This window comes from Cellulosimicrobium cellulans (assembly GCF_016921195.1).
Taxonomy (GTDB): Bacteria; Actinomycetota; Actinomycetes; order Actinomycetales; family Cellulomonadaceae; genus Cellulosimicrobium; species Cellulosimicrobium cellulans_F.
This window is the reverse complement of the sequence record NZ_JAFGYF010000003.1, coordinates 29,822-52,098: the sequence shown is the minus strand read 5'-3', so window position 1 is coordinate 52,098 and position 22,277 is coordinate 29,822. Positions and strand designations below refer to the sequence as shown.

Annotated in this window: 18 protein-coding genes and 1 tRNA gene; 7 read left to right on the top strand and 12 right to left on the bottom strand. The window is 75.2% G+C overall.

Annotated features, from left to right (window positions below; genetic code table 11):
* Complete coding sequence (locus JN535_RS08100; RefSeq protein WP_205204886.1) at positions 1 to 681, bottom strand: biotin transporter BioY; 681 nt, start codon at positions 679 to 681, stop codon at positions 1 to 3.
* A 359-nt stretch (positions 682 to 1,040) separates the two neighbouring features.
* Between JN535_RS08100 and JN535_RS08095 the strand changes: the two genes are divergently transcribed.
* The gene (locus JN535_RS08095) at positions 1,041 to 1,526 is read left to right on the top strand and encodes an Hsp20/alpha crystallin family protein (RefSeq protein WP_374100487.1); all 486 of its coding nucleotides are present in this window, start codon (positions 1,041 to 1,043) and stop codon (positions 1,524 to 1,526) included.
* Between the two features lie 7 nt (positions 1,527 to 1,533).
* Here JN535_RS08095 and JN535_RS21530 read toward each other — a convergent pair whose 3' ends face one another.
* The 10 genes from JN535_RS21530 to JN535_RS08045 form a co-directional block, all read right to left on the bottom strand.
* Positions 1,534 to 2,454, bottom strand: a complete 921-nt coding sequence (locus JN535_RS21530; RefSeq protein WP_205204878.1) for an FHA domain-containing protein — start codon at positions 2,452 to 2,454, stop codon at positions 1,534 to 1,536.
* A complete protein-coding gene (locus JN535_RS08085; protein WP_205204871.1) occupies positions 2,451 to 3,734 on the bottom strand; it encodes a VWA domain-containing protein in 1,284 nt (427 codons plus the stop codon). The genes JN535_RS21530 and JN535_RS08085 overlap by 4 nt, the downstream gene beginning before the upstream one ends.
* Before the next feature lie 82 nt (positions 3,735 to 3,816).
* Entirely contained in the window at positions 3,817 to 5,040 is a 1,224-nt protein-coding gene (locus tag JN535_RS08080; RefSeq protein ID WP_205204869.1) for a PP2C family serine/threonine-protein phosphatase, read from the bottom strand.
* A complete protein-coding gene (locus JN535_RS08075) occupies positions 5,037 to 7,391 on the bottom strand; it encodes a serine/threonine-protein kinase (protein WP_205204859.1) in 2,355 nt (784 codons plus the stop codon). The genes JN535_RS08080 and JN535_RS08075 overlap by 4 nt, the downstream gene beginning before the upstream one ends.
* On the bottom strand, positions 7,388 to 8,494 hold the full coding sequence (locus JN535_RS08070; protein WP_205204851.1) for a hypothetical protein: 1,107 nt from the start codon (positions 8,492 to 8,494) through the stop codon (positions 7,388 to 7,390). The genes JN535_RS08075 and JN535_RS08070 overlap by 4 nt, the downstream gene beginning before the upstream one ends.
* Entirely contained in the window at positions 8,491 to 9,522 is a 1,032-nt protein-coding gene (locus JN535_RS08065) for a glutamate ABC transporter substrate-binding protein (RefSeq protein WP_307868419.1), read from the bottom strand. Before JN535_RS08065 ends, JN535_RS08070 begins: the two co-directional genes overlap by 4 nt.
* A complete protein-coding gene (locus JN535_RS08060) occupies positions 9,519 to 10,868 on the bottom strand; it encodes a hypothetical protein (protein ID WP_205204849.1) in 1,350 nt (449 codons plus the stop codon). Before JN535_RS08060 ends, JN535_RS08065 begins: the two co-directional genes overlap by 4 nt.
* Positions 10,865 to 12,565 carry an AAA family ATPase gene (locus tag JN535_RS08055; RefSeq protein WP_205204847.1) on the bottom strand — a complete coding sequence of 567 codons (1,701 nt, stop codon included), beginning with the start codon at positions 12,563 to 12,565 and terminating at the stop codon, positions 10,865 to 10,867. Before JN535_RS08055 ends, JN535_RS08060 begins: the two co-directional genes overlap by 4 nt.
* Positions 12,562 to 13,134, bottom strand: coding sequence for a hypothetical protein (locus JN535_RS08050; RefSeq protein ID WP_240200848.1), 573 nt, complete (start codon positions 13,132 to 13,134; stop codon positions 12,562 to 12,564). Before JN535_RS08050 ends, JN535_RS08055 begins: the two co-directional genes overlap by 4 nt.
* Before the next feature lie 53 nt (positions 13,135 to 13,187).
* On the bottom strand, positions 13,188 to 14,405 hold the full coding sequence (locus JN535_RS08045; RefSeq protein ID WP_205204845.1) for a toxic anion resistance protein: 1,218 nt from the start codon (positions 14,403 to 14,405) through the stop codon (positions 13,188 to 13,190).
* Positions 14,406 to 14,817: 412 nt separating this feature from the next.
* Here JN535_RS08045 and JN535_RS08040 point away from each other — a divergent pair, with 412 nt between their 5' ends.
* On the top strand, positions 14,818 to 15,036 hold the full coding sequence (locus JN535_RS08040) for a hypothetical protein (protein WP_205204843.1): 219 nt from the start codon (positions 14,818 to 14,820) through the stop codon (positions 15,034 to 15,036).
* A 1-nt stretch (position 15,037) separates the two neighbouring features.
* On the opposite strand, the gene JN535_RS08035 is transcribed toward JN535_RS08040, so the two are convergent.
* A tRNA-Arg gene (locus JN535_RS08035) sits at positions 15,038 to 15,113 on the bottom strand.
* Positions 15,114 to 15,245: 132 nt separating this feature from the next.
* Between JN535_RS08035 and JN535_RS08030 the strand changes: the two genes are divergently transcribed.
* The 5 genes from JN535_RS08030 (at position 15,246) to JN535_RS08010 (ending at position 22,129) form a co-directional block, all read left to right on the top strand.
* On the top strand, positions 15,246 to 16,928 hold the full coding sequence (locus JN535_RS08030; RefSeq protein ID WP_307868416.1) for a GTPase: 1,683 nt from the start codon (positions 15,246 to 15,248) through the stop codon (positions 16,926 to 16,928).
* Positions 16,925 to 18,511 (top strand): ABC transporter, encoded by a 1,587-nt coding sequence (locus tag JN535_RS08025; RefSeq protein WP_205204841.1) that lies wholly within the window; start codon positions 16,925 to 16,927, stop codon positions 18,509 to 18,511. The genes JN535_RS08030 and JN535_RS08025 overlap by 4 nt, the downstream gene beginning before the upstream one ends.
* A gap of 44 nt (positions 18,512 to 18,555) precedes the next feature.
* Positions 18,556 to 19,185 (top strand): single-stranded DNA-binding protein, encoded by a 630-nt coding sequence (locus JN535_RS08020; RefSeq protein WP_205204839.1) that lies wholly within the window; start codon positions 18,556 to 18,558, stop codon positions 19,183 to 19,185.
* Between the two features lie 137 nt (positions 19,186 to 19,322).
* A complete protein-coding gene (gene ettA / locus JN535_RS08015) occupies positions 19,323 to 21,005 on the top strand; it encodes an energy-dependent translational throttle protein EttA (RefSeq protein ID WP_205204830.1) in 1,683 nt (560 codons plus the stop codon).
* 143 nt (positions 21,006 to 21,148) lie between these two features.
* The gene (locus JN535_RS08010; RefSeq protein ID WP_205204828.1) at positions 21,149 to 22,129 is read left to right on the top strand and encodes a phosphotransferase family protein; all 981 of its coding nucleotides are present in this window, start codon (positions 21,149 to 21,151) and stop codon (positions 22,127 to 22,129) included.
* The last annotated feature ends 148 nt before the right edge of the window (positions 22,130 to 22,277 follow it).

Below are 22,277 nucleotides of genomic sequence, written 5' to 3'. Positions count from 1 at the left end.
TCAGGACGAGGCGGGGCCGGCGGTCGCGCGGCGGCCGGCGGTGCGTCCGCTCCGGCGGGCGGCCGGGTAGGCCCGCACGACGCCGACGGTGATCGCCGCGGCGGCCAGCGCCTTGAGGACGTCGCCGGGCAGGAACGCGAGCGAGAGCTGGGCCGTCGTCGGGAGCGGCACCCCCGTGACGAGCGACTGGACCGGGACGCCGAACGCGTAGACGACCCCGACCCCGCCGACCAGGCACGCCACGAGAACGCGGCCGAACGTCACCCGGCCGAGCCGGTCGACGAGCCAGCCCACGACCGCCGCCCCCGCGAGGAAGCCGACCAGGTAGCCCGCCGACGGGCCGACGAACGCGCCGAGGCCGCCGCGCCCGCCCGCGAGGACCGGGAGCCCGGCGGCCGCGAGCGCGAGGAAGGTCGCGGCGGCGAGCGACCCGCGCCACGCGCCGAGGAGCGCGCCCGCGAGCATGACGCCGAGCGTCTGGAGCGTGATCGGGACCGCGTTGCCGAACAGCGCGATCGATCCCGGCATCCCGAGCACCGCGACCAGCGCTGCGAACGTCGCGACGCGCGCCGCGTCGCCCGCGTCGAGCGCGAGCGGTCCGCGGGCCACGGCGACCGGGCCGGGCGTCGTCGTGGCGGTCCGCGGTGTCCCGGTGGTCGTCCCGGTCGAGGTGTCGGTCATGGGCGCTCCCTGCGTCGTCGTCGCGGGCCCGTGCTCGACCCGTCGTGGCCAGGTCCACTCTCCCCGGCGACGGCCGTGCGCAGCGACGGGGCCACGGACGACGGCGGTGGCTCCGCGTGCACGGATCGCACAACGGGTTGGAGGGTTCCGCCAACCCCACCGCGCCGACGGGGAGCGGCCTCGGAGGATGTCGACAACCGCGGTCCCGTGCGCCGGGTGCGGAGAGCCACGAGGACCTCTTGGCACTCTCGGGGCCCGAGTGCTAAAACAGACGTGTAGCCGCCCGCGAGGTGCCTACCTCGCGGGAGCACCGACCGGTCCCGGACGGTCCGGGGCCGACCGACGAGGAGGTGAGAGGTGTGGCTGCGATGATCGACCCGTTCACGAGCACCTTCGACGCGATGGACCGGCTGGTCGGCCAGCTCGCGTCCGGGGCTCGCGCGACCGCCGCGTCGGCGTCGGGCGGCATGCCGCTCGACCTGTTCCGGGCGGGTGACCACTACGTCCTGACCGTGGACCTTCCCGGCGTCGACCCGGGGACGATCGACGTGTCCGTCGAGGACCGCACGCTGACGATCCGCGCCGAGCGCAGCCCGCGGACCGACCCCGACGTCCAGTGGCTCGCGCGCGAGCGGCCCTCGGGCACCTACGCGCGCCAGCTCACGGTGGGGCGCGGGCTCGCCCTCGACAAGATCTCGGCGTCGTACGAGGACGGCGTGCTGTCGCTGACGATCCCGGTCGCCGAGGAGGCCCGGCCCCGCCGGATCGAGGTCGCGCACCGCGCGGGCGGCGGTGCGGCGACGCAGATCACGGCCGAGGCCGAGCCTCTGGCGAGCGAGGGCTGAGCGCGGCTCAGACCTCGCCCGGGAGCGCCTTGCGGACGACGAGCCGCGTCCAGGCGCCGAGGTAGATCCGGTCCCCGTCGGCCAGCTCGCGGCGCTGGCCGGCGGGGATCGGGTCCGTCGGGAGCGGCTCGCCCGCGGGGCTCACGTAGGTCCCGTTCGACGACTGCAGGTCCTCGACCCACCACCGCTGGCCGTCGGTGCTGAGCTGGCAGTGCCGACGCGAGACGCCGGTGTCCGCGCCGCAGTCGACCTGCGGGTGGATGCCCCGCGACACCGACGGCCGCCCGACGAGCACGCTCCGCTCGCGCAGCACGACGAGACCGGGCAGTCCCGCGGAGGGCATCGGGTCCTCGGGCTGCTGGGCCGTGTACCAGTCGGGGTCGATCCAGATCTCGACGACCCACTGGTCCGGTCCCGGGACCGGGGGCGTGGGCAGGTGGGTGCCCGACGTCGCGGGGACGCCCGGGTCGGCCGGCTCGCCTGCGGCACCCGCCTCGGGAGCGGTGGGCGTCGTCGGGGCGGGCAGCGGGGGCGGGGTCGACGACGACGCCGGGGTCGCGCCGGAGGCCGACGGCGCGGGCGGGGTGGACCCCGAGGCCGTGCCTCCCGCGGGTGCCGCGGGTGCGGGCGGTGTCGGGCGCGACGGCGGGTCGAGCGAGAGCGCGGACGGGGGCTCGACCGGGTCGGGCAGGGCGCCCGTCGTGAAGTCGTAGCCGCAGTTCTCGCAGAACAGCGCGCCGTCGGGGGCCGGGGACCCGCAGTTCGGGCACGTCGTCGCGGGCGCGGTCGCGGCGCCGCCCGGCGCGGGCGCCGAGCCGCTCGGGGCGGACGCGACGGGTGCCGACGCGGCGCCGATCGGCTCGCCGCACACGTCGCAGTAGTCGGTCGACTCGGACGGGTGCCCGTTGGGGCAGACGACGGCGCTCACCGGCGGACCCGGGTCGTCTTCGTCGAGGCGGTGTCGAGCGCCATCTCGTCCAGGGTCGAGGTGTTGCGCTTGAGGCGCACCGTCCCCTGCTCCTCGTTGTCGATGTCGACGACCTTGCGCAGCCGCGACGTCGCCTCGTCGTTGCCGGTCTGCTGGGCGAGCTGCACGGCGCGCCCGAGCTTGACGGTCGCCGTCGCCTCGTCGCCCGCCGCCTTGGCGGCGAGGCCCTCCTGGATGGCCGCGGCGAGCTCGGTCTGGCCCGTGTAGTGCGCGACCTCGGGGTTGATGCGCGTGGTGAGCGACTCGTCGTCGGACCACTTGGCCTTGACCAGGCCCGACGAGACGACCTCGCCGTTCACCGCGAGCTGCACGCGCGCCGCGAGCTGCTCCGACCCGACCGGCTTCGACGCGACGCGCACGGCGACGTGGTAGTCGCGCGACTCGTCGCCCCACGAGCCGGTCGGGTAGGCGCCCGTGAGCGGGTTGACCTCGGAGCGGCGGTGGGTGAGGTCCTCGACGGTCGGCGCGACCTGGCGCACGAACAGCACCTGGGAGCCCTGCGGGGCCCACACGCGGAGGTCGGCCGAGGCCACGCCGCGGGCCATGGACGCCTGCATGAGCTTCTCGAAGTCGGCCGCGATCTCGTTCGGGTCCGCGATGAGGTCCACCGTGCCGAGGAGAGCGGTCGAGATCTCGCGCAGCTCGTCGACCTGCCACCGCGAGCCGACGCCGCGCGCGTCGCACTGGAAGTGGCCCGTGACGTCGCGGACCGCCGCGGACAGGTTCGCGCGCGGCTCCGACTCGTTCTTGCCGTCGGTGAGGAGGATCGCGTGCCGCTGGGTGGCCTGCGGGACGGTCGCGAAGAGCTGGTCCGCGAGGCGCAGCCACGTGCTCATCGCCGTGCCGCCGCCGGGCGTGAGCATCGAGATCGCGCGCTTCGCCTCGGCGCGCGCGCCCGGCTCCATCTGGACCATCGCCATGCGCGCGTTGGGGTACGGGAAGATGCGGTTCGCGACGTGGCTGCCGCCCACGATCGCGAACCACGTCCCGTCGAGGATCTGGTCCACGGCGACCTGGGCGGCGTGCTTGGCGGCCTCCATGTTGCGGCCGGACATCGACCCGGACGTGTCGACCATGATGATCTCGGCGACCCCGCCCGCACCGCTGGCGCTCCCCGCGCTGCCGGCACCCGTGCACGTCACGGTGACGATCGCGTGGACGTCCGTGGCGCCCTCGGACAGGAACTCGTTCTGGTAGACCTCGGCGGCGAACTCGGCCATGGGGGCTCCTTCGGTGGTGCGGGTGTTCGTGCAGGCTATCGGGTCGTGGGCGGGTCGTGCCGGACGGTGGGGAACGGCCGGGTCAGGTCCTCGGGATCGTCGTCTCGAGGTCCGGGTCGAGCTCCGCGGGGGCCGCGGTCGACGACCGGACGAAGCGCGCGAGCGTCGCCGTGATGTTGTCCCGGCCGCCCTGGGCGTTCGCCCAGTCCACGAGAGCGCCGGCGACGGTGCGGGGCTCGTCGCCGACCCGCCTCTGGGTGTCGTGGAGCAGCGCGGCGAGGTCGGCGGCCGGGGAGCAGTAGTTCCACAGTCCGTCCGAGCACACGAGCACCCAGCCGTCACGGTCGGGGAAGGTCGCGGCCGTCCGGGCGACGGGGTCCGGCGCGTCGGGGCCGAGCCAGCGCGTGATCGCGTGAGCCTGGGGCGAGCTCTCCGCCTGGGCGCGGGGGATGCCCTGCGCCATCATCTCCTGCGCCCACGAGTCGTCGACGCTGAGCTGGTGCGCCTCCCCGTCGTCGGGGATCCAGTAGGCGCGCGAGTCGCCCACCCAGCCCGTCACCACGAGCGGGCCGTCCACGACCGCCGCGACGAACGTGCACGACGGCGGGTTCTCGCGGTCGGCCATCGCGCCCACGGTCGCGAGGATCGCGTCCTGCGCGGCGCGCGAGGCGTCCCCGACGAGCGCGGACCAGGCGGCGACCCGCGCCGTCGGCTCGCCGACGACGGGGGAGGCACCCTCCGGAGCACCGGCGGCGAGGACGTCGCGTGCCGCGCGCGCGGCCGCGAGGCTCGCGACGTCGGAGTCGGGGGCGGAGGAGACGCCGTCGCACACGACGAGCGCGGCGAACGCGCGCTCGGCGGTCGCCGACGCGCTCGCGGCGAGCGCCATCGCGTCCTCGTTGCGCGAGTGCCGCACGCCGCGGTCGCACACGCCGGCGACCCACGCCGCGGGCCGCTCGGCCCAGTGGTCGCGCTCCGAGGCTGCGGGCTCGCCGCACTCGGTGCAGTACCCGTCCTCGGCGACGCGGCCACCGCAGCGCACGCACGGTCGCGCGGCGGGAGCCGACGGCTCCCCGTCCCCGGGGTCCGACGTCGCCGCGTCCGAGGGCGTGGCCTCGGACGGCGCGCCGCCGTCGGGGGCGGCGTCGGGCGTCTCGCCCGCCGGCGGGAGCGCCGCGAGCGGCGTGCCGCACGCCTCGCAGAACCGGGCGCCGTCGGGCGACGGCTCCCCGCACGCGGGGCAAGCGAGCACGTCGGACGGCTCCGCGACCGCGCCGCCGGGGGAGGCGGCCGGGGACTCGCTCATCGGATCGTCCACCGGCGCACCTCGTTCGCACGGTCGACGAGCGTGATCCGCTCGTCGCGCGAGTCCGTGAGCGACGCGAGCTCGCGGTACGCGCCCTCGAGGGCGTCGCGCAGCGCGGGCTCGTCCGCGGGCACGCCCGCGATCCGCGTCGTCGGCTCGGGCCCGGAGCGCGTGACGGTCTCGAGCGCGGAGCGCAGCACGCCGACGGAGAGCTCGGCGCGCTCGCGCGGCGCGATCGACACCGCGGCGACGCTCGCCATGGCGTCCGCGAGCGCGGGCAGGCCGCGCCCCGACTCGGCGAGCAGGTGCGCGCGCAGCGTGCGGGACTCGACGTACGACCCGCGCGTCGGGCCGACGAGGTCGAGCGCGTGCAGGGCGCCGTCGAGGTCGCCGCGCGCCTCCCGGATGCGCATGAGACCGAACGCGGCGGGCGCGGTGTAGTTGGCGTCGGTGCGCGCGCAGATCACGTAGAGCGACTCCGCGATGTCCGGCTCGCCGCTCAGCTCGCACGCCGCCGCGAGCGCGAGCTTGGGCGCGAGCTCACCGGGCACCTGGCCGTAGACCGCGTTGAAGGACGCGCGCGCAGCGACCGGGTCGCCCTGGGCGAGCTCGCCGAGGCCGCCGAGCCACGCCGCGCGCCACTCCCACGGGTCGTCGGCGAGGATCGTGCCGATCGTGTCGCGCAGCACGTCGAAGCGGCCCGCCTCGATCGCCGCGCGGGCGCGCGCGAGGCGCACCTCGACGGTGTCCTCGGGCGCGTCGGCGAGCGCGGCGAGGCGCGCGTCCGGGTCGACGACGTTGACCCCGGCGAGCCAGCTCGCCATCGGGTCGTGGTCGTCGCGGCGCAGCGTGGGGAGCTCGTCCCACGCGAGCGGCCGGGCCGCCACGTCGGCGACCGGGGCCTCGAACAGCACGGACGCGGCCGAGTGCAGCGCCGGGTTGCCCGGGCCCGCGTCCGCCGCGACGACCTCGCGCAGCACACCGAGGAGCTGGGTGCGCATCTCGTCGGCGGTCGCGAAGCGGTCCGCGGGATCGAGCGCGCACGCCTTGGCGAGCAGACGGTAGAACGAGTCGTACTGCTGGAACACGGGCGTGTCGGCGACCGGCGGGAGCGACGCGACGTAGGTCGTCGTGTTGCCGCGGAAGTCGAGCACGAGCGTCGCGAGCGTGCGGCCGATCGTGTAGATGTCCGACGCGATCGAGGGACCGACCTCCGCCACCTCGGGCGCCTGGTACCCGACCGTCCCGAAGATCGCCGACGTCATGTCGTCGGCGCGCCGCACGCCGCCGAGGTCGATGAGCTTGACGCCGTCGCCCTGCTGGATGACGTTCTCCGGCTTGAAGTCGCAGAACAGCAGGTTGTGGTCGTGCAGGTAGGCGAACGCGGGCAGGATCGCGAGCACGTAGGCGAGCGCCTGGTCCACGGGCATGGGGTCGATGACCCCGTTGTTGGCCTCGCGGCGCGCCTGGAGGATCTCCTTGAGCGACTCGCCGCCGACGTACTCCATGACGGTGTAGCCCGCGCCGTCGTGCATCGCGAAGTTGTAGATCTCGACGATGAGCGGGTGCTCGACCTCCGCGAGGAACTGCCGCTCGGAGATCGCGGCCGCGTACGCGTCCGGGTCGCCCGAGTTGAGCAGGCCCTTGAGCACGACCCACCGGCCGGACACGTTCTGGTCGCGCGCCAGGTAGATCCAGCCGAGGCCGCCGTGCGCGAGGCAGCCGACGACCTCGTACTGCCCGCCGACGAGGTCGCCCGGCTGGAGCTGCGGCGTGAAGTCGAACCGGTTGCCGCAGTGCGGGCAGAAGCCGGACGTGCGGCCGGGCTGGCCGTCGCGTCCGCGGCCGACCTTCTCGCCGCACGCGGGGCAGAACCGCTTGCGCTCGGCGACCTCGGGCACCGCCATGACGGACTGCAGCGGGTCGCGCGCGGGGACGGACGGCACGGTCGTCAGCCCGGCGCCGAGGCCGCGCCCGCGCAGTCGCGTCGAGGACGTCCCGACGCGCCGCGTCGCCTTCGAGCCGGTCGCCGCGGTGCGCGCCGAGCCGAGCGCCGTGGACGCCAGGCGGCTCGAGCTCGTGCGGCCCGTGCGCGTGGAGCGCTCGGCGTCGGGGTCTGCTCCGCCGGTGGACGCCCCGGGGCGCCCCTGGACGAAGCCGGTGCCGAGCATCGCCGACGGCGAGGCGGCCGCGGCGCTCCCCGGGGCGGGTGCCCCGGCGGTGCCGGACGAGGTCCCCGTCGGCGTGCCGCCGGAGCCGCCCGCGGGCGCGCCGCAGACGTTGCAGTAGCCGTCCTCGATGGTGCCCGGGCAGCCGGGCTCCGAGCACGGGACGGTCGCGGTGGTGGTCACGACGACGCTCCTTCCGGGGTGGGCAGGTCGCGGGTGAGGAACTGGTACTGCTCGACGAGGAAGCGCGCGAGCGTCACGTCGCACGGGACCGCCTCGACGGCCTCGCGCGCCTCGGCGTGGCCGGAGCGCACCGTGGGCGACGCCGCGCGCCCGTTGGCCTCGGCCTTCGCGGCGAGCCGCTCGAGGCTGTAGCGCAGCTCGGCGCGCTCGCGCAGGGGCCGGGTGTAGGCGTCCTCGACGGTCTCGACGGCGCGGGCCACGGTCGCGAGCCGCGCCGCGTAGGCGTCGAGCTCGAACCGCGAGTCGGGGACGGGGCCGAGTCGCGAGACGTCGGGGACGGCGAGCCGGGGCGGGTGCGCGATCTCGCGCCGGCAGCGTGCGACGAGCTCGCGCAGCGCGGGCTCGCGGGCCTCCAGCGCGGCGCGCTGCTCCTCGGTCCGTGCGCGGTCGCGGCGCAGCTCACGGCGCTGCGCCGACGCCACGATGAGGTCGCGCTCGGCCCGCGCGACCTCGGTCTCGAGCTCCGCGAGCGGGCCCGAGACGTCGGCCCCGCGCGCGGCCTGCGCGACGAGGTGGTCGAGGCGCCCGCGCAGCGTCTCGACGCGCCCGCGCGCGTCGGCGTCCGAGCCGGCGAGGTCCTCGCAGCGCACGAGCTCGGCGCGCACGCCGCGCAGCCGCGCGACCTGGTCGGCGGTGTGCGGGTCGAAGGACAGTCGCGTGCGCAGCTGCACGACGAGCGCGTCGCACAGCTTGACCGCCTCCACGAGCGAGACGAGCGCGGCACCCGACCCGGAGTCGAGGCGCCCCCAGACGAGCTGGGAGATCTTCTCGCGGGCGACGGCGTCCGCCCGGCCCGAGTCCCAGACCGGCCGGATCTCGTCCGCGCGCGTGCGGATCGCCTGCCAGAGCGAGAGCGCGAGCACGAGGTCGGCCGTGTAGGCGTCGGGCGTCGCGGCGGCCTGCGCGGCGGCGTCGAGCCGGTCGAGCTCCGTGCGCCGCTCGTCGAGCCAGGTCTCGAGCGCGGCGAGGTACGCCAGGAGGTCGGCGGCGGGGATCGCCTCGCCGAGCCGTCCCGGCGCCTCGGGTGCCGTCGTGCGCGTCACGGCGTGCGGCCGTACACCGCGGTCGGCGGGGCCGGGGCGGGGCCGAGCCCGCCGAGCCACTCGCCGTAGATCGCGGCCCAGCGCCCGTCGGACTTCATCTGCTCGAGCACGCCGTTGACGAAGCGGACCATGTCGACGTTCTGCGCAGGGACGCCGATGCCGTACGGCTCGTCGCTGATCGCCTCGCCGACGACCTTCGCGTACGGGTCCTGCGCCGCGAAGCCGGCGAGGATCGTGTCGTCGCCCGTGATCGCGTCGACCTTGCCCTGCTGGAACAGCACGAGGCACTGGGTGTGGGTCGTGGCGGGGACGGGCTCGATGCCGGAGAACTGCTCAAGGCGCGTGAGGGTCGTCGTGCCCTCCGGCGCGCACACGCGCTGGCCCTCCAGGTCCGCGATGCCGCTCGCGGTCGAGTCGCGCGTGACGAGCACCTTCTGGCCGGCGTGGTAGTACTCCGCCGAGAACGCGATGGACTCCCAGCGCTCGCAGGTGATGGTGAACGCGCGCGCGACGAGGTCGACCTCGCCGTTCTCGAGCACCTCCAGGCGCTGACCCGACGTGATGACCCGGAACGTGAGCCGGTCGGGGTCGCCGAAGATCGCGCGCGAGATCTCGTGCAGCACGTCGATGTCGAAGCCCTCGATCTGGCCGGACAACGGGTTGCGCGCGCCCATGAGCAACGTGTCGGCCGAGACGCCCACGATCAGCGAGCCGCGGTCGCGGATCGCGGCCATGGTGCTGCCGCCGGGCAAAGCGTCGGGTCCGGGCAGCGCGCCCTCGGGCGCGTACGAGGCGAGCGGGTCGGCGCACTCCGCGGGAGCGGCCGGCGCGGCCGGCGCCTCCTCGGCCGCTTCGTCCTGCGGTGCCTCGGTGAGGCGGAGGTCGTCCGCGCCGGACGGTCCCGAGCACGCGGCCAGCGCGAGCACCGCGGCCAGCGCCGAGGCGAGTCCGGTCGTCACGACGCCGCTGCGGCGCCGGCGGGCACCGGCGCGACGGCTCCGGTCGGGGGTGGCGGGCGTCGTGGTCACCGGTACTCCTCCAGTCGTGCGGTCACGCCGCGCCACGCGAGCAGCGCTGCGACGAGGCCCGCGGCCAGCAGGAGCCAGCCCGCCACGGTCGCGGTCGTCGCCGCACCGTCCAGGCGCTCGCTCGTGGCGGCCGCGTTCGTCTCGATGTCGCCGCGCGCGGACGCGGAGAACGCGTCGAACGCGGCGTTGGGGCTCTCGGGGTCCGTCGCCGTCGCCAGCGCGACCGCCTCGTCCCACTGGCCCGCGTCGTCGAGCGCGCGGATGTCCGCGTGCCGGGTGACCCAGGCGTCGAGGGCCTGGGCGGTCGACCCGTCGAGGATCCCCTCCGACGTCGCGGTGTCGAGCCGCGCCGCGGCGTCGTCCGTCGCGGTGACGAACGCCTCCTCGTACGCCTGCCCCGACCCCCGCTTGATGAGCGTGAACGCCTCCATCGACTTCGCGTCGTTCGCGAGCGAGTACGCCTGCGACGCGGCGAGCGTCGCGGCGTAGGGTCCGGTGCGCACGTCCTGCGCGCGCGAGCTCGCCTGGGCGAGCAGGACCGTGGACACGATGCCGACGACGAGCACGACGGCGGTCGCGACCGCTAGCCCGACGTTGAGCACGCGGTGCGTGCGACGCGCGAGCCAGACCTGGCTGACGACGAGCACGGCCAGCGCGACGAGCCCGCCCGCGAGCACCCACAGCGCGTTGCGGACACCCGAGAAGTCGGCGGCGACGCGGTCGGCGTCGTCGAGCACGACCTCGTCGAGCGCCGGGAGCATCTGCTCGCGCAGGATCGTCGACGCCTGGTCGAGGTACGCCGAGCCGACCGGGAAGCCCTGCCGGTTGTTGGCGCGCGCCTGCTCGACGAGGCCCGTGTAGACCGTGAGGTCGGCCGCGACCTGGCCGAGCAGCTCCGCGTCGCCCTCGTTGCTCCCGGAGAGCGTGGCGAGGCCGTTCGCCGCCTGGTCCACGAGGTCGTCGTACCGGGCGCGCTGGTCGGCGGGCTCGAGACCACCCACGAGGAACGCGCCGGTCGCCGTCGCGTCGGCCGCGACGAGCGCGTTGCGCACCTCCTGCACGCCGACGAGCTGCGCGGTGTCCTCGCTCGCGGCACCGAGCGCTCGCGACTGGACGCTGCCCGCCTGGAAGCCGAGCACGCCGAGCGCGACGGCGGCGAGCACGCACAGGGCCATGACGAGCCGCAGCTTGCCGGGCGTGCGGCGCAGGGCGCCCCGGGCGCGGGACACGGTGGCGTTCGGCGCACCGGCGGGAGCCCCGGGCGGGGCGGCCGCGGGGCCGCCCGGCGCGGGGCCGCCCGCGGGGACGATCTGCTGGCCCGCCGGGCGGACCGGGGTGGTCGTCATGCGTTCTCCTCGGCGGTGGAGGGGGCGGACTCGGGTGCGTCGTCGGTGGGCGCGTCCGCGGTCGGGGTGTCCTCGGTCTTCGGCGGGTCGAGCGTGGCGAGGAGCGCGGGGGCGCCCTCGCCGTCGACGACGTCGACGGGCAGCAGGAGGCGGAGCTCGTCGATCGTCGGCGCCTCGGTGTCCTTGAGCCGCCACGCGTGCCGCGCGATCGCGGCGTCCAGCACGTTGCGGGCCCAGCGCGCGTTGCCGAAACCCTCGGTGCGCGGCTGCGCGGCGGCGAGGCGCGCGAACACCTCGAGCGCCTCGGGCGTGGGCTCGAAGTCGGCCTTCGCCGCCATGCCCGCGAAGATGTCGCGCAGCTCGGCGTCGGCGTAGTCCTCGAACGTGATGGTCGTGGAGAACCGCGACTCGAGGCCGGGGTTCGTGGCGAGGAAGTCGGCCATCGGCCCGGGGTAGCCCGCCACGATGACGACGAGCTCGTCGCGGTGGTCCTCCATGTCCTTGACGAGCGTGTTGATGGCCTCGGCGCCGTACTGGTCCTCCGCGAGCCCGTACGCCTCGTCGACGAACAGCACGCCGCCGAGCGCGGTCGCGACGACCTCGGACGTCTTCACCGCGGTCTGGCCCAGGTAGCCGGCGACGAGCTCGGAGCGGTCGACCTCGACGAGGTGGCCCTTCTCGAGCAGCCCGAGCGCGCGGTAGATCCCCGCGACGAGGCGCGCGACCGTCGTCTTGCCCGTACCGGGGTTTCCCAGGAATACGAGGTGGCGCGTCAGTGTGGGGCGGGTCAGCCCCGCCTCGGTGCGCAGCTTCTCGACGCGGAGCAGCTCGGTCTGGCGGTGGATCTCGTCCTTCACGCGGGTGAGCCCCGTGAGCGCGTCGAGCTCGGCGAGCAGCTCCTCGATCGAGCGGGGCGGCTCCTCCTCGGCCGCGACCTCGGTCGTCGTCGCCGCCTCGGCGCGCGCGGCCGTGGCGTAGGCGCCTCCCGCGGGCGTGCCGGTCTGACTGCCCGACGTCGTCGTGCTCGACGACGAGGCGGGCGTCGGCCCGGGCGGCGCCGCCGTCGGGCGTGCGCCGAGCGCGTCGAGGATCGACTCGACGGACGGGACCTCGGGCGCCGGGCGTCGCAGGGCCTCGAGCGAGCCCTGCCCGGCGAGCAGGTCGCCGAGGTCGAACGGGTCCACGCCGCCGGTCGCCGGGCGCGCGGCGACCGGTCCTCCCGCGGCGGGCGCCGCCGTCGGGCCCGACGAGGCCCGGCCGACGCCCGGAGCGGCGGCCGGGGCCGGCACCGGGGAGGTGCCCGACTGCTGGACGGCCGCCGTGGCCGCCGCGGCCCCGGCCACGTGCGGGCCGGGCGAGCCGAGGTGCCCGGCCGCGCGTGCGACGTCGGCGAGCGCCCGCCCGTAGGCCGCGGCGTGCTTCGAGCGCGCCGCGCCGAGGGCGGCGAGGACGTCCGTCGGCGACGTGCGCCAGCGCCGAGCGCTCGACGCGGCGGTGAAGAACGCGCCCGTCGCGGCGGGGTCGTGCCCGAGCGCGGCGAGCCACGCGGCGGGGGCTCCGGGGGAGGACTCGGCGACGGCCGCCGCGAGCCGGGCGCCCTCGTCGCGTGCCGCCTCCTCCTCCACGCCCGCGGCGCGCGCGGCAGCCTCCAGCGCGTCGAGCGACGCCGCGAGGCTCGGGGTCACCGGGCCGGTCATGGTGCCTCCAGTCGTCCGGGCTCCGCGGGCGGGCCGCTCGGCGGCTGGGGCGTGCCCTGGCCCGCCCCGGGGTCGAGCGCGATCGACGAGTCGCGGAACTTCTCCGCGAGGAACGCGCCGTGCGCGACGAGCGCCGCGGCGTCGGCGCGCGAGACCGCGTCGGAGATCTTGTCGAGCGTGACGCCGAGTAGGTCGAGCTGGTCGCACAGCAGCATGAGCGACGTCTTGCCCTGCGCGACGACCCGCCGGTCGGCGAAGTCGCGCGGCAGGCGCAGGTACGCCCCGACGGACTCGGGCAGGTAGCTCGTGGCCGTCGCGACGACGGTGTGCGCCTGCTGCGACCCGCCGCCGAGGCGGTCGAGGCGCGGCACCATCTCCTCGACCGTGCCGGTGATGCGGTGCACGCGCGCCGTGACGGCCGGCGGCACGCGTCCCTCGATCTGCTGCTCGACCCGCTCGACCGAGGCGAGGATCTCGGCCGACGTCGGCGGGGCGGGCAGCTCGAGCGCGGGCTCGGGCGCGGGGGACCGGCCGCCGAGGCGGCCGATCACGTCGGAGAACCAGCCCATCTAGCTCGGGGTCCGATCTGTGGTGCGGGGCGGGGTGGTCGGGGGACGGCGCGTCACAGCCGACCGATGTCGAGCGAGCCGCTGCCCGCCTGCGACTGGTCGGAGCGGCGGGCGCGGTCCAGGTACTCGTTCGCCTTCGTCGTCTCGGTCTCCAGGACGCCGATGGTCTGCGCCATGGAGTCGAGCGCCTGCGTCTTGAACGTCGAGATCGAGTCGAGCGTCGCGTAGATGTTGGCGAACGCCTGCTGGAGCTGCGGGAGACCGACCGTCGCGCTCGCCGCCTGCTGCTGGATGCTCGCCGACTGGTCGGCCAGCATCTTCGAGGTCGAGGCGATCATGTTCGACGTCGTCGTGTTGAGCGCCGTGATCTGGTCGAGCACGAGCTTCTGGTTCGCGAGCGCCTGCGCCACGATCACGGCGGTGCGCAGCGCGGAGACCGTCGTGGTCGTCGCGCGGTCGACGCCCTTGATGAGCTCGACGTTGTTCTTCATGATGATGTCCATCGCGAGGTAGCCCTGGATGGACACCGCGAGCTGCGTGAGCAGGTCCTGGTGCTTCTGGCGGACGTAGAACAGCACGTCCTCGCGCAGAGCCTGGGCGCGCTCCGGGTCGCTCGGCTCGAGCTCCGCGATCTTCGTCGAGAGCTCGGTGTCGAGGCGCTCCGCGATGAAGATGTACTGGTTGAGGCGCGCCATCGAGTCCCAGAGGTTCTGCTTCTCGAGGTTGAGGGCGGCGTTGTCCTTGCGAAGCTCGTCCTGGCCGTTGTAGAGCGACTGGACGATCGCGTTGAGCTGCTTCTGCGAGCTCTCGTAGCGGCGGAAGTAGTCCTGGATCTTGCCGCCGAACGGGATGAGGCCCAGGAACTTCTTGCCCACGCTCGCCTCGCTCGGGTCGAGGTCCTCGACCGTGCGGCGCAGCTCGAGCAGCGACTTGCTCACCTTGGAGCTCTCGGAGACGCCGCCCTCGCGCAGCTCCTTGACCGGCATCTCGAGCATGCGGTTGGAGACGTCGGCCGCGGCGCGGATGTCCTTGTCTCCCATCTTGCGGACGTCGTCGGCCTTCGCCGCGAACTCCGGCGAGCGCGTGTCCGTCGACAGGAGCTGGTCGAGGTAGGAGGAGACCTTCGACTCGAGGCCCGGGATCGCCGCCTCGTCGATGCGCGGCGCGAGCGCGGGCGCCTGCGTGGCGGCGACGGGCTTGACGGGCTCCGGGGCGCTGAGCGTGAGGGTCTCCGTCGGTGCGGGGGGCTGGAGCGGTGCTGCCTCGGTCATGTCTGTCCTTCGCTCGTGCGTGCCGTCGGACGCCGTCGGTGGCGGTCGGGGCGCCCTCGCGAGCCACCCCTCGACCCGGGCGAACCGGGCGGAACCGGCTTGCGCCGGTCGGGCGAGTATATCTACGGCGGGTGGCTCGATCTTTACCCTTTCCGGGGATCGAGAGGGTGAGAACTCCCCATGTCGGGCCCAACGTCCGGGCGGCCGACGAGTTCCGCCCGCGCACCGTCGTCCGTCTGCGAGAGCTCGCTGCGCACGACCTCCGCGGACGTGCGTGCCGCCATCGGGGGAAGGGGCGTCAGCGTGCGGGGCGATCGTCTGAGCGCCGGCCGGGCCGTACCGTGGGCGGGTCCGCGACGAGAGGACGGACGAGACGGTCCCGCGGTACCGCGTCCTGCGGGACGGGCGGGTCGTGCTCGTCGTGCGCAGCGAGCCGGGGACTCTCGTGAGCGTCTCGGTGCCGGCCCCGCTGCCCGGTGTCCGGCTGGTCACGCACCCCTTCGCCACTGGCAGCTTCTCCGCGCCGGAGCATGAGGGCGTGCTCGGGTCGCTGCTGCGGGAGGCGCCCGACCTCGCGGCGTTCCTCGCCGCCGCCGAGCGCGCGGGTTTCACCGTCGAACCGGACGCGTGAGTGGTGCCCCGAGCAGGACTCGAACCTGCAACCTACGGATTAGAAGGCCGTTGCTCTATCCATTGAGCTATCGAGGCGCGCGACCATCGTAGTGGGAGCCGGGCGTCCTCGGGAGGCGGGGCCGCGGCGGTGGAGCCGCAGGTCGGGTGGTTGCGCGTCGTCCGGCGCGTGCGTTTGGCGGGGCCCTCGGCAGCCGTCACTATGAACCAGTGAGAACCCCAGACGCCGCCACGAGCGACGTGAGCCCGTCCGCGCCCGGCCGGTCGCCGGGCTCGTGGAGGCCCGCGCAGGCGACCGAGGAGCTCGGTGTCACCGTCTACGACGTCGCGCGCGACCTGCGCCGCGACGTCGCGGACGTGCGCCTCCCGCTCGCCATCGACGGCGCCGCGGAGTCGGACGCCTCGCGGCGCCGGCTCCTCACGCAGCTCGACGAGCACCTGCTGCCGCGGCTGCGCGAGCTGTCGTCGCCCGCGATCGTCGTCATCGCGGGCTCGACGGGCGCGGGCAAGTCGACGTTGTACAACTCGCTGCTCGGCGAGGAGGTGTCGCAGGCGGGCGTCCTGCGGCCCACCACGCGCGAGCCGGTGCTCGCGTTCAACCCGCTCGACGCGGACGTCATCGTCGAGGGACCGGTGACGCGCGTGGCGCGCGTCGTCGACCACGACGGCGTCCCGCGCGGCACGGGGCTGCTCGACGCCCCGGACCTCGACTCGCTGCTGTCGGAGAACCGCGACACCGCGGGCCTGCTGCTCGAGGCGGCCGACCTGTGGCTGTTCGTCACGACCGCCTCGCGCTACGGGGACGCGCTGCCCTGGCAGGCGCTCTCGCGCGCGAAGGAGCGCGGGGCGAGCGTCGCGATGGTGCTCAACCGCGTCCCGCGCGAGACGCTCACGACGATCCGCGGCGACCTGCTGCAGCGCCTGCGCGACCACGGCATGGACGGCACCCCGCTGTTCGTCGTGCCGGACGTCGGCCCGCACGAGGGTCTGCTCGACCGCTCGGTCGTCGCGCCGGTCGCGCGGTGGCTGACGATGCTCGCGGGACCCGACCGCTCGCGTGCGGTGATCGTGCGCACGCTCAAGGGGGCGCTCGGTGCGCTGCCCGACTGGGTCACCGGCGTGTCCGACGCCGTCGAGCAGCAGGTCGAGGCGGCCGCGGACCTGCGCTCGGCCGTCGAGAAGGCGATCCCGCCGGTGCGCGACGCCGCCCGGCAGGCGGCCCTGGACGGGGCGGTCGCGCACGGGTCGCTCGAGGCGCGGTGGGCCCAGGTGACCGGCGCCGAGCGCGTGGACCGTGTCAAGGTGCGCGGCGGCGTCGCTCGGTCGTCCAAGCGCCGGGGCCGGGCGCGCGACCTCGTGCTCGCCCCGCTCCTCGAAGAGACGCGCGAGGCCGCGCGCCGGACGCTCGCCGCGGACGGCGTCCTCGCCCACGACGCACTGCGCGCGGCCGTCGACGGCGACCGTCCGCTGCCGGGTGCGGCCGAAGTCCTGCCGACCGAGGAGGACGCCGCGGCGCGGCGCGAGGCCGCGGCCACGACCCAGGCGCTCCAGTGGTCCAGGCGTGCCGAGCAGGTCGTCGCCGAGCTCGCGGCGCCGACGGCGACCGAGGCCGCGCGCGGCGCGGTGAAGGCGTTCGGCGAGACAGGTCTCGCGGCCCTCCTGCTCGCGGGCGCCGCCGGGAGCGACGACGCAGCACGCCTCGTGCGGACCGTCCTGGCCGACACGGGCGACGACGCGCTCACGGCGCTGCGCGACGACCTGGCAGACCGGGCCGCGACCATGGTCGAGCGCGAGGCCGAACCCGTCCTCACGGCGCTCGCCGACCCGGCGCTCGCCGCCGACGCGGCCGTCGGGCTGCGCCTACGACTCGCCGAGCTGAGGAGGCTCATGTGACGTCCCACGATGCCCAGCTGCGTGCCCGGGTCGACGACCTCGCGCGCGCGGTGGACCTCGCGGGGGACCGCCTCGACCCCGCGGTCGCGGCCCAGGTGCGCGACGCGATCGGCGGCGTGCGCGAGCGCCTCGCGCTCGGCGTCGACCACACGGTCGTCGCGCTCGCGGGCGGCACCGGGTCGGGCAAGTCGAGCCTGTTCAACCGCGTGTCGCGCCTCGACTTCGCGGACGTGGGCGTGAAGCGCCCCACGACGGCGCGCGTCACCGCGTGCTCGTGGAGCGACGCCGCGACGGCGCTGCTCGACTGGCTCGCCGTGGACCCGGAGCGCCGCATCACGCGCGACGGCGAGCTCGACGCCGAGGACGAGTCGGCCCTCGGCGGCCTCGTCCTGCTCGACCTGCCGGACCACGACTCGATCGAGCCGGCTCACCGCGACGTCGTCGACCGGGTGCTCCCGCTCGTCGACCTGCTCGTGTGGGTCGTGGACCCGCAGAAGTACGCGGACGACGCGCTGCACTCGGGCTACCTCCAGAAGTCCACGGGGCTCGAGGGATCGATGGTCGTCGCGCTCAACCAGATCGACACCGTCCCCGAGGCGCGCCGCGCGGCGCTCGTCGAGGACATGGGCCGTCTGCTCGAGGAGGACGGTCTCGAAGGCGTCTACGTCACGACCGTCTCCGCGCGCACGGGCGAGGGGCTCGACGAGCTGCGCTCGCTGCTCGAGCAGGCGGTCGCGCGGCGCAGCGTCGCCGCCAGCCGCGTCGCGGGTGAGCTCGACCGGGCGGGCGCGCTCCTGCTGGAGCAGCTCCCGGGCGACGTCCCGTGGACCATGAGCACGGCGGTCGAGGAGGAGGTCGACGCGCTCGCCGACGCGACGGGCCTCGCCGCGGTCGCCGGCCAGGTCGGCGCCGCGGTGCGCAACGGGTACGGGCGGCCCGAGTTCTCGCCGCCGCAGCCGGACGCCGTCGCGCTCTCGCGCTCGCGCTGGCTCGCGCGCGCGGGGCGGTCGCTGCGGCCCGGCTGGCAGAAGGCCCTCGACGACGCCGTCGCGCCGGCGCCCAAGGTGGCCGAGGCGACGCGTTCGTCGCTCGCGAAGATCCCCCTCGACACGCGCGGTCCGTCGTCCTCGCGGCCGACGCGGCGCGCGGCGTGGACGGCGCTGGGCATCGGGGTCGTCGCGGGCGTGCTCGCCGTGCTGGGCTCGCTGCGCGTGCTCGACCTCGGCAGGACCCTCGTCACGGTGTGCGCGGTCGTGGCCGCGGTCGCGGTGCTCGGCGCGGTGGTCGCGTTCCTCGTGGCGCTCCAGGTGCGCCGCACGCTCGCGCGACGCCGCGAGCAGCAGGTGCTCGCCTCCGGCCGGGGAGCGATCGAGCGGGTCGTGCAGGACGCGATGGGCACACCGACCCAGGCGCTGCTCGACACCCACCGCCAGGTGCGCGAGCTGGCACAGTCCGCTCGGGACAAGGCCCCCGCGGCACCGCTCACCGGGGCTCTACGGCTACCCACAGGCCCGGAGGTCACGGGCCCGTCCACAGACGGTGGCACGACGACGGACGGCGCCGCCGCCCCCACCGCACCCTGAGGCGGTGGCCGGGACCAGCCCGGCCGCCGACCTCAGGAGGAACCATGCCCGGTGACGTCACGGTCACGCTGTCCGGCTTCGTCGCGACCACGCCCACGCTCTTCCGCTCGCAGTCCGGCAACGACTTCACGAGCTTCCGCATCGCCCAGACGCGCCGCTACCTCGACCGCGAGCGCGGCGAGTGGGTCGACGGCCGCACGCTGTGGTTCACGGTCAAGGCGTGGAAGCACGTCGCGCGCAACGTCGCGCTGTCCCTCCACAAGGGCGACCCCGTGGTCGTCACGGGACGCCTCTCGCTGGACGAGTGGGACGGCCCCGACGGCCCGCGCACGAGCCTCGTCGTGGAGGCCACGGCGCTCGGACCCGACCTGTCCCTCGGGGAGGCCCGGTTCGCGCGCACGGTCCACCGGCGCGAGGACGACGGCGCGCGGCGTGGTGACGCGACCGGTGCCACCGCCGACGGCGCCCACGCTCCGGACCGCCGGGCCGACGACCCCGGCCTCGCGGCGCACGACGCGCCGGCGCTCGACGACCCGTGGACGCTCGCGGACGTCGGCGCGGCGCTCGCGGGCGAGGCCGGGGAGCCGTCGGGGGAGAGCTCCGCGGCGGACGCCGCGGCCCGCGCCGCGACGGAGGGGGAGGACGTCGACGCCGAGGAGCCGGCAGCGGTCTGAGACGGGGTCGCGCGGGCGGTGCCGGGATCTTGTGGGGTCGCGGTGCCGTCGGGCGCGTCCCCGGCGGCCCGACCGCGTAGGCTGAGTGGTCGACGAATCCCGTACCTCTCCCGACCGAAACGGTGGAACGACAGGCTGTGGCTGAGTTCATCTACTCCATGTACAAGGCGCGCAAGGCGCACGGAGACAAGGTCATCCTCGACGACGTCTCCCTGAACTTCCTGCCCGGCGCCAAGATCGGCGTCGTGGGCCCCAACGGCGCCGGGAAGTCCACGATCCTCAAGATCATGGCCGGCCTGGACACGCCGTCGAACGGCGAGGCGCGTCTCTCCCCGGGCTACAGCGTCGGCATCCTGCTCCAGGAGCCGCCGCTCAACGAGGAGAAGACGGTGCTCGGCAACGTGCAGGAGGCCGTCGCGGACATCCTCGCCAAGAAGCAGCGCTTCGACGAGATCTCCGCGCTCATGGCGGAGCCCGACGCGGACTTCGACGCGCTCCTCGCGGAGATGGGCACGCTCCAGGAGGCGATCGACGCCGCGGACGCGTGGGACCTGGACTCCCAGCTCGAGCAGGCGATGGACGCGCTGCGCTGCCCGCCGCCGGACGCCGACGTGTCGGTGCTCTCCGGTGGTGAGCGCCGCCGCGTCGCGCTGTGCAAGCTCTTGCTCGAGAAGCCGGACCTGCTGCTGCTCGACGAGCCCACGAACCACCTGGACGCCGAGTCCGTGCTGTGGCTCGAGCAGCACCTCGCGACGTACCCGGGCGCGATCCTCGCCGTCACGCACGACCGCTACTTCCTCGACCACGTCGCAGAGTGGATCTGCGAGGTCGACCGCGGGCGTCTCTACCCGTACGAGGGCAACTACTCCACGTACCTGGAGAAGAAGCAGGAGCGCCTCCAGGTCCAGGGCAAGAAGGACGCGAAGCTCGCCAAGCGCCTCAAGGACGAGCTCGAGTGGGTCCGCTCCAACGCGAAGGGCCGCCAGACCAAGTCGAAGGCTCGTCTCGCCCGGTACGAGGAGATGGCCGCCGAGGCCGAGCGCACGAGGAAGCTCGACTTCGAGGAGATCCAGATCCCGCCGGGCCCGCGCCTGGGCAACGTGGTCCTCGAGGCGTCGAACCTGCAGAAGGGCTTCGACGGGCGTCAGCTCATCGACGGCCTGAGCTTCACGCTGCCGCGCAACGGCATCGTCGGCGTCATCGGCCCGAACGGCGTCGGCAAGACGACGTTGTTCAAGACGATCGTCGGGCTCGAGCCGCTCGACGGCGGAGAGCTCAAGGTCGGCGAGACCGTGTCGATCTCCTACGTCGACCAGTCGCGCGGCGGCATCGACCCCAAGAAGACGCTGTGGGAGGTCGTGTCCGACGGCCTCGACTTCATCAAGGTCGGCAACGTCGAGATCCCGTCGCGCGCCTACGTGGCGTCGTTCGGGTTCAAGGGTCCGGACCAGCAGAAGCCCGCGGGCGTGCTGTCCGGCGGCGAGCGCAACCGTCTCAACCTCGCGCTCACGCTCAAGCAGGGCGGCAACCTCCTGCTGCTCGACGAGCCGACGAACGACCTCGACGTCGAGACCCTGGGCTCGCTCGAGAACGCGCTGCTCGAGTTCCCCGGCTGCGCCGTCGTCGTGTCCCACGACCGGTGGTTCCTCGACCGGGTCGCGACCCACATCCTCGCGTACGAGGGCACGGAGGAGGACCCGGCGAGCTGGTACTGGTTCGAGGGGAACTTCGCGTCCTACGAGGAGAACAAGGTGGAGCGTCTCGGCGCGGAGGCGGCCCGCCCGCACCGCGTGACGTACCGCAAGCTCACGCGCGACTGACGCCGCGACCTCGATCGACCACGACGCCGGGCGGGACTCGTCCCGCCCGGCGTCCGTGCGTCCGTGGGTCTTTGCGGCCGGGCGGCGCAGAGGCGTGGAAACGCGTTGACGGCACGCTCGAACCCTCGCCAGGATCGGGTCGCATGACCCTCGACCTCGCTCCGTCGCGCGTGCGGCCGTCCTGGACAGACCTCCCGCCGGAGGTGCGCGCTGCCGTCGAGGCCCGGCTCGGTACCGACGTCTCGGGGTGGACGAGCCACGACGGGGGCTACTCGCAGGGCCTCGCGTCGACGCTCCGGACGAGCGACGGCGCCGTGTTCGTCAAGGCCGTCGGGCCCGAGCACGCGTTCACCCGCGACCTGTACCGGCTCGAGGCGCGCGTCGCCGCGGCGCTGCCCGCGGGCACCCCGGCGCCCGCGCTCCGGTGGGTCCTCGACGGCACCCTCGACGGGGCCGGCGAGTGGGTCGCGCTCGCGTTCGACGCCGTCCCGGGACGGGCCGTCGCGACGCCGTGGCGGGACGACGAGCTCGCCGCGGTGGCCGACCTCGCGCGCCGTGTCGCGGAGGTGGAGGTCCCTGCGGACTCGCCGCTCCCACGCTTCGCCGAGACCGTCGGGTGGCGCGAGTGGGAGGACCTCGCGGACCGCCGTCCGCGGGGCCTGAGCACGTACGACCCGTGGGTCACGGCCCGGCTCGACCGCCTCGCGGCGCTCGCCGAGCCGTGGCCCGAGGCCACGGCGGGCGACCACCTCGTCCACGGCGACCTCCGGGGCGACAACGCCCTGCTCGTGGACCGGGCCGCGTTCGGGCCCGACGACGGGTCCGTCGCGGTCGCCGTCGACTGGCCGTACGCCGCGCGCGGCGCCGCGTTCTGCGACGCGGTCGGCATGCTCCCGGCCGTGCAGGTCGAGGGCGGGCCGCCGCCCGAGGAGGTGCTGCGGCGCCACCCGTTGCCGCGGGACGTCGAGCCCGACGCCGTGACCTGCTACCTCGCCGCGCTCACGGGGTACTTCCTCGCGTCCTCGCTCGACCCTGCGCCCCCGGGGATCCCGCACGTGCGGGCGTTCCAGCGGACGCAGGCCGAGGTCGGGGTCGCGTGGCTCCGGCGCCGCCTGGGGGAGTGAGCCGCAGCCGCGAGAGCGACCCGTGCGGCCCCGACCGACGCTTCGACGCCGTGCCGGGCGGGCCGATCTGGTGCCGGCGGGTCGGCCTCGGGCGCGCCGGCGGAGACCTGACCGTGTCCCGCCGGGCCTGACCAGCGGCGTTCCGGCA